Source organism: Streptomyces sp. NRRL S-920 (assembly GCF_000717945.1).
GTDB classification, from domain to species: Bacteria; Actinomycetota; Actinomycetes; order Streptomycetales; family Streptomycetaceae; genus Streptomyces; species Streptomyces alboniger.
On record NZ_JODF01000015.1, the window covers coordinates 16,846 to 29,199 of the forward strand.

General features: G+C 71.5%; 12 protein-coding genes. 10 read left to right on the plus strand and 2 right to left on the minus strand.

Annotated features, from left to right (window positions below; translation table 11 throughout):
* The first annotated feature begins 151 nt into the window (after positions 1 to 151).
* From IG54_RS0113120 to IG54_RS0113130, 3 genes are all read left to right on the plus strand, one after another.
* Complete coding sequence (locus IG54_RS0113120; RefSeq protein WP_030782281.1) at positions 152 to 850, plus strand: GntR family transcriptional regulator; 699 nt, start codon at positions 152 to 154, stop codon at positions 848 to 850.
* Positions 847 to 3,333, plus strand: a complete 2,487-nt coding sequence (locus IG54_RS0113125) for a dolichyl-phosphate beta-glucosyltransferase (protein WP_037897027.1) — start codon at positions 847 to 849, stop codon at positions 3,331 to 3,333. The genes IG54_RS0113120 and IG54_RS0113125 overlap by 4 nt, the downstream gene beginning before the upstream one ends.
* A gap of 69 nt (positions 3,334 to 3,402) precedes the next feature.
* Positions 3,403 to 4,053 (plus strand): hypothetical protein, encoded by a 651-nt coding sequence (locus IG54_RS0113130; RefSeq protein WP_030781902.1) that lies wholly within the window; start codon positions 3,403 to 3,405, stop codon positions 4,051 to 4,053.
* A 108-nt stretch (positions 4,054 to 4,161) separates the two neighbouring features.
* On the opposite strand, the gene IG54_RS0113135 is transcribed toward IG54_RS0113130, so the two are convergent.
* Positions 4,162 to 4,920, minus strand: a complete 759-nt coding sequence (locus IG54_RS0113135) for an SLATT domain-containing protein (RefSeq protein ID WP_030781904.1) — start codon at positions 4,918 to 4,920, stop codon at positions 4,162 to 4,164.
* Between the two features lie 277 nt (positions 4,921 to 5,197).
* Between IG54_RS0113135 and IG54_RS0113140 the strand changes: the two genes are divergently transcribed.
* The 7 genes from IG54_RS0113140 (at position 5,198) to IG54_RS0113170 (ending at position 11,553) form a co-directional block, all read left to right on the plus strand.
* The gene (locus IG54_RS0113140; protein ID WP_055534966.1) at positions 5,198 to 5,539 is read left to right on the plus strand and encodes a YbaB/EbfC family nucleoid-associated protein; all 342 of its coding nucleotides are present in this window, start codon (positions 5,198 to 5,200) and stop codon (positions 5,537 to 5,539) included.
* Positions 5,540 to 5,627: 88 nt separating this feature from the next.
* Positions 5,628 to 6,227 (plus strand): recombination mediator RecR, encoded by a 600-nt coding sequence (gene recR, locus IG54_RS0113145; protein ID WP_030781910.1) that lies wholly within the window; start codon positions 5,628 to 5,630, stop codon positions 6,225 to 6,227.
* Positions 6,220 to 6,888: a DUF5063 domain-containing protein gene (locus IG54_RS0113150; protein WP_030781913.1), complete on the plus strand. Its 669-nt coding sequence runs from the start codon at positions 6,220 to 6,222 to the stop codon at positions 6,886 to 6,888. The genes recR and IG54_RS0113150 overlap by 8 nt, the downstream gene beginning before the upstream one ends.
* 242 nt (positions 6,889 to 7,130) lie before the next feature.
* The gene (locus tag IG54_RS0113155) at positions 7,131 to 8,408 is read left to right on the plus strand and encodes an aspartate kinase (protein WP_030781916.1); all 1,278 of its coding nucleotides are present in this window, start codon (positions 7,131 to 7,133) and stop codon (positions 8,406 to 8,408) included.
* Entirely contained in the window at positions 8,405 to 9,463 is a 1,059-nt protein-coding gene (locus IG54_RS0113160; protein WP_030781919.1) for an aspartate-semialdehyde dehydrogenase, read from the plus strand. Before IG54_RS0113155 ends, IG54_RS0113160 begins: the two co-directional genes overlap by 4 nt.
* Before the next feature lie 438 nt (positions 9,464 to 9,901).
* Positions 9,902 to 10,477 (plus strand): SigE family RNA polymerase sigma factor, encoded by a 576-nt coding sequence (locus tag IG54_RS0113165; RefSeq protein WP_030781922.1) that lies wholly within the window; start codon positions 9,902 to 9,904, stop codon positions 10,475 to 10,477.
* Entirely contained in the window at positions 10,474 to 11,553 is a 1,080-nt protein-coding gene (locus tag IG54_RS0113170) for a hypothetical protein (protein WP_078594043.1), read from the plus strand. Before IG54_RS0113165 ends, IG54_RS0113170 begins: the two co-directional genes overlap by 4 nt.
* An 18-nt stretch (positions 11,554 to 11,571) precedes the next feature.
* Here IG54_RS0113170 and IG54_RS0113175 read toward each other — a convergent pair whose 3' ends face one another.
* The gene (locus tag IG54_RS0113175; RefSeq protein ID WP_030781929.1) at positions 11,572 to 12,345 is read right to left on the minus strand and encodes an SURF1 family protein; all 774 of its coding nucleotides are present in this window, start codon (positions 12,343 to 12,345) and stop codon (positions 11,572 to 11,574) included.
* Between the last annotated feature and the right edge of the window lie 9 nt (positions 12,346 to 12,354).

Genomic DNA, 12,354 nt, shown 5'->3' on the forward strand with positions numbered 1-12,354 from the left:
CGCCGCAGCCCCCGCCGCAGCCCCCGCGGGGAAACACCGCCCCGGCCCCCCGAACCCCCCACCGCGTAGTCTGACGTGCCCGCGCCCCTCCACAGGGCCCCGCAAGACGACCGCCCAAGGCGACCACGCCAGACTCCGTGGGAGAACCCAGATGCCCGGCACCGACGGCCCCGCCGTCATCCGCAGCACTCTGCGCCAGCAGATCGCCGACGCCCTCCGCGACGAGGTCCTCGCGGGCCGGCTGGGGCCGGGCCAGGAGTTCACCGTGAAGGAGATCGCCGACCAGTACGGCGTCTCCGCGACCCCCGTCCGCGAGGCCCTGGTGAACCTCACCGCCCAGGGCCTGCTGGACGCCGACCAGCACCGGGGCTTCCGCGTCCACGAGCACACGCTGGCCGACTACCGCGGCATGCTGGAGGCCCGCGGCCTGATCGCGGACGGCATCTTCCGCGACCTCGCCCGCACCGCGCAGACCCGCGCCGACATGTCCGACGCCCTGCTCTCCGTACGCCGCAGGGGCGAGGAGGCGGCCCGCGCGGCCTGCGCGGGCGACCTGAACGTCCTGATCGGCTACGACCTCCGCTTCTGGCGCGAGCTGAGCGCCCTCTTCGGCAACCCCTACCTCTCCGACTTCCTGCACCGCCTGCGCGTGAAGTCCTGGGTCTGCGCGGTCACGCACCTGCGCCGCTGGAGCGAGCAGGGCGGCGGCGACCTGCGCGGCGCCCTCTGGTCACGGCACACCGAACTGGTGGACGCCCTCGTCCGCCGCGACCCGGCCGCCGCCCACGCGATCGTCGAGGAGTACAACGCGCACTCCCTGTCCCTCATAGAGCGGCTGGCCACCGCATGAGCACGGACCGGAACAACACCCCCGAACTCACCGTCGTCATCCCCGCCTACAACGAGGAACGCCGCCTGGCCCCCACCCTGAAGGCGATCCAGGAGCACCTGGACTCGGCGGACGGCCCCGCGGACTCCGCAGCCCGCGGCGAGTGGGAGCTGATCGTGGTGGACGACGGCTCCACCGACCGCACCGCGGAGATCGCCGCGGCGGCCTCCGACGCGGACCCCCGCATCCACCTCGTCCGAAGCGAACGCAACCGGGGCAAGGGCCACGCCCTGCGCCAGGGCGTCCTCGCCTCCTGTGGCCGCCGCGTCCTGATCACCGACGCCGACCTCGCCGCGCCCATAGCGGAGCTGGACCACCTCGACAAGGCGCTCGCCGACGGCCACACGGCCGCGATCGGCTCCCGCGCCCGCCCCGGCGCCACCATCGGCGCCCACCAGCACCGCCTGCGCGAGCTGCTCGGCCGTACCGGCAACTTCCTCATACGCTCGGTCGCCGTCCCCGGAATCCGCGACACCCAGTGCGGCTTCAAGCTCTTCGACGGCGACCGTGCACGCGAGGCCTTCGCCGCGTCCCGGCTGCGCGGCTGGGGGATAGACGTCGAGATACTCCAGTACTTCCGCCGGGCGGGCTGGCCGGTGGCCGAGGTCCCCGTGCGCTGGTCGCACCAGGAGGGCTCGAAGGTCAGGCCGCTGGACTACGTCAGGGTCCTCGCCGAACTGACCGCGCTCAAGGCCCGCGCGATCCGCCGCGCCGACGTCCTCGTCGCGCTCCTCTTCCTGGTCCTGTCGGTCACCCTCTACGCCCAGCGCTGGATATCCCCCGCCTCCCGCTACATCCCCGACTCCATGCAGGACCAGAACCAGTGGGAGTGGTTCTTCGCGGTGACGGCCGACAACGTCCGCCACTTCGACAACCCCCTGTTCACCACCCTCCAGAACTTCCCCGACGGCGTGAACCTCATGGCCAACACGGTCATGCTCGGCCTCTCCGTCCCCCTCGCCCCCGTGACCTGGCTCCTCGGCCCCGCGGTCGCCCTGAACGTGGCGATGACCGGCGGCCTGGCCGCCACCGCCGTCGCCTGGTACTGGCTGATCGTCCGACGCCTGACCGCGCACCGGGGCGCCGCCGCCGTCGGCGCGGCCCTCGCCGCCTTCGCGCCGCCGATGATCAGCCACGCCACCGCCCACCCGAACTTCATCGTCCTGTTCATGATCCCGCTGATCATCGACAGGGCGCTGCGGCTCGGCGAGGGCACCCGCGTCGTACGCGACGGAGTCGTCCTCGGCCTCCTCACGACGTACCAGATCTTCCTCGGCGAGGAACCGCTGCTGCTCGCGGCCCTCGGCATGCTGCTCTTCGCCCTCGCCTACGCGCTCGCGCGCAGGGACGTGGCCAGGGCGTCCTGGCGCCCCCTCGCCCGTGGCATCGGCATCGCCCTCGCGGTCGCGCTCCCCCTCGTCGCCTACCCTCTGTACTGGCAGTTCTTCGGCCCGCAGAGCTACAAGAGCGTGCTCCACGGCGACCAGGCGGGCAACAGTCCGCTCGCCTTCATCTCCTTCGCCGAGCGCTCGCTCGCGGGCTCCGCGGACGCCTCCGACGCCCTCGCCCTGAACCGCACCGAGCAGAACGCCTTCTACGGCTGGCCGCTCACCGCCCTGGCCTTCGCGATCGTCGTACGACTGTGGGAGCGCGCGGTGGTCAAGGCGCTCGCCCTCACGGTGCTCGGGGCGGCGCTGCTCTCGCTCGGTCCGAAGTTCCGCATCCCGCTCACGGACCTCGTCCTGCCCGGACCGTGGGCCCTGATCCGCCACCGGCCGCTCTTCGAGTCGGTCATCGAGGGACGCGTGGCGATGGTGTGCGCCCCCGCGCTCGGCATGCTCCTGGCCCTGGCCCTCGCCCGCCTGCTCACCCGCCGGGAGAACGGCCGTCGCGGGGCCGGCCGGTACGCGGGCCTCGCGGCCGTCGCGCTCGCCCTGCTGCCGATCGTGCCCGTGCCGCTCGACGCCGTGGACCGGGCCGAGGTGCCGCCGTTCATCGCACGGGGCACCTGGCGTACGTACCTGGGCCCGGACGAGACCCTCGTGCCGATCCCGGTGCCCGACGCCGCCCACGCGGAGGCCCTGCACTGGCAGACCGTCGCCGGCCTCGGCTTCCGCTTCCCCGGCGGCTACTTCAACGGCCCCTGGGGCCCGGACCGCGTCGGCATCTACGGCCCCTCGCCCCGCAACACCTCGACCCTCCTGCGCCGCGTCAGCGAATCGGGCCGCGTCCCGGAGATCACCCCCGCCTGGCGCGAGGCGGCCCGCGTGGACCTGGAGTTCTGGAAGGCGGGCGTCCTCGTCCTGCCCCCGCACCCGCACGAGGCGGCACTGCGGAACACCGTGGACGCGCTCGTCGGACGCCGGGCGCGGTGGGTCGACGGCGTGTGGGTATGGGACCTGTACGAAGGCGGCGGCGACCGGGGTATGCACGGGGGCAGCTAGCGGCCCCGGGTCGCGACTACGCTGCCTGCACGCGAGGCAACGCACCTGACCCTGACCCGAGGAGTCTTCTTGGCCTGCGACCTGTGGCTGGTCCCGCTCGTCGACGTGTTGTGCCACAGCCCCGACAACCCCTTCGCGGAAGAGATCGCCGCCTACGACAAGGCGCTGCACGAGGCGGGGTTCCCGCCCGTCCCCGTCTTCTCCTACATGCCGGGCCTGTCCGGTGACGTCGCCCCGGTCGCGGGCTTCGACTACGACGCGCTGCACTTCCTGCGCCGCGCCTACCTCCTGCGGATCTGCGGCCTGGAGGTCACGCCGGTGGACGAACTGGGCGGCGACTACGAGCAGTTGCTGGAGATGTTCGACGCCACGGCCCAGCACTCGCACCTGGTCTGGCACTACGACCACGCGGGCGCGTACGTCCCCGTGGACTTCCCGGCGCCGCTGTCCAACGACGAACTGCTGGCGGGCGGCGGCCCGTTGGGCTCGTCCCAGGCGCTCCTGCGGGAGCTGGAGTTCGTCGCCCCCTCGCTCGGCATCGACCCCGCCAACCCACCGCTGGCGCCGACCCCGCCCGCGGCCCCCACGTCCCTGGAGGAACCGGCGGCCCCTGCCCCTCCGGACGAGAGCCCCTTCGCCAGGGAGCGCCACGTCTGGCTGGGCCTGCACGCGGCGACAACGAGAAGCCTCGCCCAAGGCTCAATGATCATCTACAGCTGAGCACGGTGGGAAAGCCCGTCCGGCGTTTGAGGACGAACTCGGCGAAGCCGGTGACAAACGCCGGCAAAAGCACCCGGTACCAAGCAGTCCGCCAAAAGCAGCCGGTGACTACCTGGGCTCGGGCGGCCGCTGCCGGGGCATGTTCGGCCGTGCCCCCGGCGGCAGCGGGAACCGCCCGGGCGGAGAGGGGGCCTCCCGGGCGGCCCCGGGCACCATCGCCTGCATGACCAGCGGCACAGGACCCGCCCGGAACTCCACCATCCAGTCCGACGTCTCCGCCCGCACCAGCTCCGTCACGTCCTCGGAGAACCTCCGCAGCACCCCGAGGCACCGGTCCGCCGCCTCCCCCGCGGTCCCCTCCGTCGGCCCGAGGACCTCCCGCACGCTCTCCGACGCCCAGTCGAACTGCAACGCCTGGAGCCGCCGCTGCACGGCCTGCGCGGTCGCCACGTCCCGCATCCACCCGGACGTCAGCCCGAAGAACCGGTCGCACCCCACGCACGCCACCCCGGCGAGCAGCGAGACGAACCCCCACGAGGCCACGGACTGCGCCGCCCCGGCCAGATCGAGCAGCGGCAGCACCCCGGCGCCCACGCCGCCCAGCGCGGTACCGGCCCGCAGCAGCCGCGCCCCGCGCCGCTTCCAGCCCCGGTCCGTGAGATACCACTCGGCGGTGTCGAGGGCGCCCCGCTCCACCCAGCGGTACAGCTCGTCGAGGCGCGCGGCGGGCTCGCCCCAGTCGCCGAGCGGGAAGGCCCGCCCGGTCAGATCCCCGACCCGCTGCCCGCCCGCACCGGAACCGGCGCCCGCCCCCGCACCCTGCCCCTCGGGGGGCACCCCCTCGGGCTGCATCTCCGGCTGGCTCACCCGGCACTCCTCTACGAGATCCCTGACTGTTCCCTGCGGGGCTGTTCCCTGCGGCGGCGCAACGTTTCCGGCCGATGCGGTGGCACAAGTCCTACCGCCCAATGGGTGGCCCTGAGCGCCGTTTCACGGCTTTTCCGCCCGGAAGAGGTGCTTGATCAGGTATAGGAGGACGGCCGACCTCACTCGAAAGAGTGCTGGGGCGACGGCACCCACGACCACGTAGGCTCGTTTCAGGCGGAGACACCGCCTCATGGACCCGTAGGAAAGGGAGCTGATCGTGATCCCCGGTGGTGGCCAGCCCAACATGCAGCAGCTGCTCCAGCAGGCCCAGAAGATGCAGCAGGACCTCGCGACCGCGCAGGAGGAGCTGGCGCGGACCGAGGTGGACGGCCAGGCGGGCGGCGGCCTCGTCAAGGCGACGGTCACCGGCTCCGGTGAGCTGCGCGCCCTGGTGATCGACCCGAAGGCCGTGGATCCGGAGGACACCGAGACGCTGGCGGACCTGGTGGTCGCGGCGGTCCAGGCGGCGAACGAGAACGCGCAGACGCTCCAGCAGCAGAAGCTCGGCCCGCTGGCCCAGGGCCTGGGCGGCGGAGGCATGCCGGGCCTTCCCTTCTAAGAAACCCCCCGGCCAACTACCGTACGTAGAGAGTCGGCAACCTCCTCAGGACCCAGGGGTCCGCGGGATCTTCCGGAAAGGCGTTCCGTTGTACGAAGGCGTGGTTCAGGACCTCATCGACGAGTTGGGCAGGCTGCCCGGCGTCGGTCCCAAGAGCGCGCAGCGGATCGCCTTCCACATCCTCCAGGCGGAGCCCACGGACGTACGCCGGCTCGCGCACGCCCTCCTTGAGGTGAAGGACAAGGTCCGCTTCTGCGCGACCTGCGGGAACGTGGCGCAGGAAGAGCTGTGCAACATCTGCCGCGACCCGCGCCGCGACCTCTCGGTCATCTGCGTGGTCGAGGAGCCGAAGGACGTCGTGGCGATCGAGCGGACCCGCGAGTTCCGCGGGAAGTACCACGTCCTCGGCGGGGCGATCAGCCCGATCGAGGGCGTGGGCCCCGACGACCTGCGGATACGAGAACTCCTGGCGAGGCTCGCGGACGGCACCGTCACGGAACTGATCCTGGCGACCGACCCGAACCTGGAGGGCGAGGCCACGGCGACGTACCTCGCACGCATGATCAAGCCCATGGGCCTGAAGGTCACCCGCCTGGCCAGCGGACTCCCTGTCGGGGGAGATCTGGAATACGCGGACGAGGTCACCCTGGGCCGCGCCTTCGAGGGGAGACGACTCCTAGATGTCTGACGCCACGCTGAACACCGTGACCGACAATCCGGACGACTTCGCGGTGCAGATCTCCGACCAGATCGAGAGCTTCATCGTCTCGGTCAGGGAGGTCGCGAAGGGCGACGAACCGGACTCGGCCGTCCCCTTCCTCCTCCTGGAGGTCTCCCAGCTCCTCCTGGCCGGCGGCCGCCTGGGCGCGCACGAGGACATCGTCCCCGAGGAGCGGTACGAACCCGACCTCGGCCCCGAGCAGGACGTCGACGACCTGCGGGAGCGCCTCGCGCTGCTGCTGGACCCCATCGACGTCTACTCCGAGGTCTTCGACCCGTACGAGCCCCGCAAGGCCCCCGTGCCCGCCCGGATCTCGGACGACCTGGCGGACGTCGTCGCGGACCTCTCCCACGGCCTGGCCCACTACCGCGCGGGCCGCACGACCGAGGCCCTGTGGTGGTGGCAGTTCTCGTACTTCTCGAACTGGGGCTCCACCGCGTCGGCCACCCTGCGCGCCCTCCAGTCCCTGGTGGCCCACGTCCGCCTGAACCAGCCCCTGGAGGACCTCGACGGCCTGGACACGGACGAGGACCTCGCCGAGGAGGCGCTCGCCGAGGAGGCGGGCCGGGTGATGGCGGAGGAGATCGCGGGCCCGCTGGGCCTGCACACGGTGAAGCCGGTGCAGTAGGCCCCGCCCGGCCACCGCTTCCCCGCCCGCCCCTTGTGACCCGCCCCACTTTCCGGAGTGCAGCGCTCCACAGCGGGCATGTGCCAAGCCGAGCGATCGAACGTACGTCCCGACCAGCGGGAACGTACGCCTGCGGTGATCAGCTGGTGAGCAGGACATCTCACCATGTGATAGCCGCGAGGCGAATTTCGGTCGCTCGTTAAACTGAGCCGACCGCACAACGGATTGAGCGAGGAGCGCACGTGGGCCTTGTCGTGCAGAAGTACGGAGGCTCCTCCGTAGCCGATGCCGAGGGCATCAAGCGGGTCGCCAAGAGAATCGTCGACGCCAAGAAGAACGGCCATCAGGTCGTTGTCGTGGTGTCCGCGATGGGCGACACGACGGATGAGTTGATCGATCTTGCCGGGCAGGTATCCCCGATCCCTGCCGGGCGTGAATTCGACATGCTGCTGACCGCCGGAGAGCGGATCTCCATGGCGCTGCTCGCCATGGCGATCAAAAACCTGGGCCACGAGGCCCAGTCGTTCACCGGCAGCCAGGCCGGCGTCATCACCGACTCCGTCCACAACAAGGCGCGGATCATCGATGTCACCCCCGGGCGCATCAGGACCTCGATCGACGAGGGCAACATCGCCATCGTCGCCGGGTTCCAGGGCGTCAGCCAGGAGGGCAAGAACATCACCACGCTGGGCCGTGGCGGGTCGGACACGACCGCCGTCGCCCTCGCCGCCGCCCTCGACGCCGAGGTCTGCGAGATCTACACGGACGTGGACGGTGTCTTCACCGCCGACCCGCGTGTGGTCAAGAAGGCGCGGAAGATCGACTGGATCTCGTTCGAGGACATGCTGGAGCTGGCCAGCTCCGGGTCCAAGGTGCTCCTCCACCGCTGTGTGGAGTACGCACGCCGTTACAACATCCCGATCCACGTCCGCTCGTCCTTCAGCGGGCTCCAGGGCACGTGGGTCAGCAACAGCAACGAATCGCAAGGGGACCGCAAGGTGGAGCAGGCCATCATCTCCGGTGTCGCGCACGACACCTCCGAGGCCAAGATCACGGTCGTCGGCGTGCCGGACAAGCCGGGCGAGGCCGCCTCGATCTTCCGCGCCATCGCGGACGCCGAGGTCAACATCGACATGGTCGTGCAGAACGTGTCGGCCGCCTCGACGGGCCTGACCGACATCTCCTTCACCCTCCCCAAGGCCGAGGGCCGCAAGGCCATCGACGCCCTGGAGAAGACGCGCTCGGCGATCGGCTTCGACTCCCTGCGCTACGACGACCAGATCGCGAAGATCTCCCTCGTCGGCGCCGGTATGAAGACCAACCCCGGTGTCACGGCGACCTTCTTCGAGGCGCTCAGCGACGCGGGCGTGAACATCGAGCTGATCTCGACCTCCGAGATCCGCATCTCGGTCGTCACGCGCGCCGATGACGTCAACGAAGCCGTGCGCGCCGTGCACACCGCCTTCGGCCTGGACTCCGACACGGACGAGGCCGTGGTCTATGGAGGCACCGGCCGATGAGCCGAAAGCCGACGCTCGCGGTCGTCGGAGCGACCGGGGCCGTCGGCACGGTCATGCTCCAGATCCTGTCGCAGCACGCCGACATCTGGGGCGAGATCCGACTCGTCGCCTCACCGCGCTCGGCCGGCCGCAAGCTGACCGTGCGCGGTGAGCAGGTCGAGGTCCTCGCGCTGTCCGAGGACGTCTTCGACGGGGTCGACGTCGCGATGTTCGACGTGCCCGACGAGGTGGCCGCCCAGTGGGCGCCGCTCGCCGCGTCCAAGGGCGTCGTCGTGGTCGACAACTCCGCGGCCTTCCGGATGGACCCGGACGTCCCCCTCGTCGTCCCCGAGGTCAATCCGCACGCCGCGCGCGTGCGCCCGCGCGGCATCGTCGCCAACCCCAACTGCACCACCCTGTCGATGATCGTCGCCGTCGGCGCGCTGCACGCCGAGTTCGGGCTGCGCGAGCTGATCGTCTCCTCGTACCAGGCCGTGAGCGGGGCCGGCCGCGACGGCGTGGAGACGCTGCGGCGCCAGCTGAAGCTCGTGGCGGGCTCCGAGCTGGGCACGAGCCCCGGGGACGTACGCCGGGCCGTCGGCGACGACACGGGGCCCTTCCCCGAGCCCGTGGCGCTGAACGTCGTGCCGTGGGCCGGGTCGCTGCGGGAGGACGGCTGGTCGTCCGAGGAGATGAAGGTCCGCGACGAGTCGCGCAAGATCCTCGGCCTGCCGGGGCTGCGCGTCGCCGCCACCTGCGTACGCGTCCCCGTGATCACGACGCACTCCCTGACCGTCCACGCCCGCTTCGAGGACGAGGTCACCGTCGACCGCGCGCGTGAGATCCTCGCCACCGCGCCCGGGGTCGTGCTGTTCGACAACCCGGCCGCGGGGGAGTTCCCGACCCCCGCCGACGTGGTCGGTACCGACCCGACCTGGGTGGGCCGCGTGCGGCGCGCGCTGGACGACCCGACCGCCCTGGAACTCTTCGTGTGCGGGGACAACCTGCGCAAGGGGGCCGCCCTGAACACCGCGCAGATCGCGGAACTGGTGGCCAAGGAGTTCACGGCGGGCTGAGGCCCGCGGCGATGTACCGCCCCGGGGCCCGGCGATATGCCGCCCCACGGCCGGGGCCGCTGTGAGGTCTGTGTAAGTTCTGTGTCCGACTCGGTGGCCCAGGGCGCTTGAACTGGATCATCCGCGCGTTCGAAGATTCCCGTCCGACCACTGCAACCGGCAGCCGGACGCGGGGCGTCTTTAGCGGTCGCCCTCCGGGGTGGCCTGAGCGCCGTAAAAATGGGGCATAGGGGAAGAGCTGGTACGCATGGGGGCATTTGATGCATCGTCACGAGCGGTGCCCGCGCGACGCGCCGCAAACGCGATGCCGGATGCGTACAACCCTGACGGGGGGAAGCGTGTCCAACAGGCGTGGCAGAGGTACTCGACTTCACAGCGGTACAGGCGAGAGGCGCGGCAGCGCTGCGTCCCCCTCGTCGTACCCGCGCGGCCGGCGGCATGCCGGTGATCGCGCCCATGCCCGCAGCGCGGGCCGCCTCTCTTCCGGCGCAGCGCGAGGGCGCTGACGACACGATGACCGCCGGCACCACTGTCGACCACCTCACCGAGACCTACCGCGCCCACTACCGGTCGCTGCTCGGCCTCGCCGCGCTGCTCCTGGACGACACGGCGTCCTGCGAGGACGTGGTGCAGGAGGCGTTCATCCGGGTCCACTCCGCGCGCAAGCGGGTGCGGGACCCGGAGAAGACGCTCGCCTATCTGCGGCAGACCGTGGTGAACCTCTCACGGTCCGCCCTGCGGCGGCGCATCCTCGGGCTGAAGCTGCTCTCCAAGCCGATGCCGGACATGGCGAGCGCCGAGGAGGGGGCCTACGACCAGCTGGAGCGCGACGAGCTGATCAAGGCGATGAAGGGCCTCCAGCGACGCCAGCGCGAGGTCCTCGTGCTGCGCTACTTCGCCGATATGACCGAGGCGCAGGTCGCCGAGACCCTGGGCATATCCCTGGGCTCGGTGAAGGCGTACGGCTCGCGCGGCATCGCGGCCCTGAGGGTCGCCATGGAGGCGCCGGCATGAGTGAGCGCAAGCGTGATGAGCAGGGCGGACTTGAGCAGCATGGCGGGAACGGAATCGTGAACCACGGCCCCGAGGACGAACCCGGAGAGCTGGGCTCCGACGAGCTGGCGCTCCGGCGGATGATGCGGCGGGCCGTCGAGGAGATCGAGCCGAGCGAGCGCTCCCTCGAACACCTGCGGCACGCGGTCCCCGCCCGCAGGGCCCGCAAGCGCCAGGCCGTCGTCGGCCTCGCCGCCGCGGCCCTCTTCATCGGTACGGCGGTCCCCGCCCTGGTGCACGTCACCAACTCCGGCGGCGGCTCGGACGACCGCCCCTCGATCGCGGGCAACAGCCAGGAGGCGCAGGGCGGCTCCGGTCAGGGCAAGGGTCCCGACTCCGGTCGGAAGGACGCCGACCGGAAGCCCGGCAAGTCCAAGGAGAAGGACAAGAAGGACAAGAAGGGCAAGAAGGACGGCAAGGGCAAGGGCGGCACGGGCGGCGGCGGTACGGGATCACCCGACCCCGGCGCCTCCGAGGCCGCCACCTCGCCCGCCTGCTCCGCGGCCCAGCTCAGCGCCACGGGCACCGCGGGCCCGGCGGACGCCGACAACAAGGTGTACGGCAGCTTCCGCGTCACCAACGTCTCCGACAGCAGCTGCACGGTCGAGGCCGCGGGCGCGGTCAGCACCACGGCGCAGGGCGCGGCCGACCCCGCGAAGATCACGGTGGTGGACCACACGGCGGGCGACGCCGCGGGCGCCCTGCCCGACCCCTCGCTTGAGGCGAGCCCCCTCGTCCTGCAACCCGGCACGGCCTATGAGGTGCGCTTCGCCTGGGTGCCCGCGGAGACCTGCCCCACGGACGGCGGCAACGAACCCACCCCCAACCCCACCCCCACCGACAGCGGCGGCGGCACCACGGAGGGCGGCACGACCGACGGCACGGCACCCCAGCTGGAGCGGACGGACGGCGGAGTGGCCGACGGCAGCGTCGTCATCTCCCTGACCGCGGAGTCGGGCGCCCCCTCGGCGGCGACGACGGTCTCCAACGCGTGCGCGGGCACGATCTACCGCACCGGCATCCTGCCCGCGTCCTAGGTCCTCAGGGCCCAGGTCCTAGGGGGCCAGTCCCAGCCGCGCGTCGCGGGCGACCTCCGCCTCGCGGCGGAACAGGCGGAACCACATGAAGAGGACGAAGCCCGCGAAGACGAACCACTCACCGGTGTAGCCGAGGTTCTGGAAGGCCTTCAGATCCAGGCCGGTGTTGTTCGGCGCGCTCGCCGGGACCGCCTTCATACCGGAGTCGCCCTTGTCGAGGGTGACCCAGGCGTCGTACACGTCGTCGCGTACGAGATTGACCAGCGAGGCCGAGCTGATCGCGCCCAGCTGGCCCCTGGGGAGCCCGCCCGCCGCGCTCACCCCGTTGGAACCGGGGCTCTCGGAGGCCTGGAGGGCGCCCTTGACGGTGACCTCGCCCGTGGGGGCGGCCGGGGCCTTGGCGGCGCTCGCGTCACCGGGCAGCCAGCCGCGGACCACGGGCAGCGACTTGCCGCTGTCCGTACGCAGCAGGGTCAGCACATAGAAGCCGCGCTTGTCACCCAACTCCCGGTCCGGCACGAGGAGTTGCTCGCCGTACCGACCGGTGGCCGTGGCCTGCTCGCCCGAGGTCTCCTTGTCGACGGGCAACAGGGAGTCGAGAGGCCGGGCCCCGGCCGCCCGGCCGTGCGTGCCCCGCTGCTCTGCGGCCTGCTCCTTGGCGGACTCGTGGTCCTGCACGCGGTCCTCGAAGCGGCCGAGCTGCCAGGACCCCATGAAGACGCAGAAGGGGATGGCCAGCACGACGAAGACGTTGATCCCCCACCACCGGGGCGTCAGCAGAAACCGGTACACACTCCCACG

Coding starts and splice junctions, on each gene's coding strand:
- IG54_RS0113120 (WP_030782281.1), top strand. CDS start 152: ATGCCCGGCACCGACGGCCCCGCCGTCATCCGCAGCACTCTGCGCCAG.
- IG54_RS0113125 (WP_037897027.1), top strand. CDS start 847: ATGAGCACGGACCGGAACAACACCCCCGAACTCACCGTCGTCATCCCC.
- IG54_RS0113150 (WP_030781913.1), top strand. CDS start 6,220: ATGTCTGACGCCACGCTGAACACCGTGACCGACAATCCGGACGACTTC.
- IG54_RS0113160 (WP_030781919.1), top strand. CDS start 8,405: ATGAGCCGAAAGCCGACGCTCGCGGTCGTCGGAGCGACCGGGGCCGTC.
- IG54_RS0113165 (WP_030781922.1), top strand. CDS start 9,902: ATGCCGGTGATCGCGCCCATGCCCGCAGCGCGGGCCGCCTCTCTTCCG.
- IG54_RS0113170 (WP_078594043.1), top strand. CDS start 10,474: ATGAGTGAGCGCAAGCGTGATGAGCAGGGCGGACTTGAGCAGCATGGC.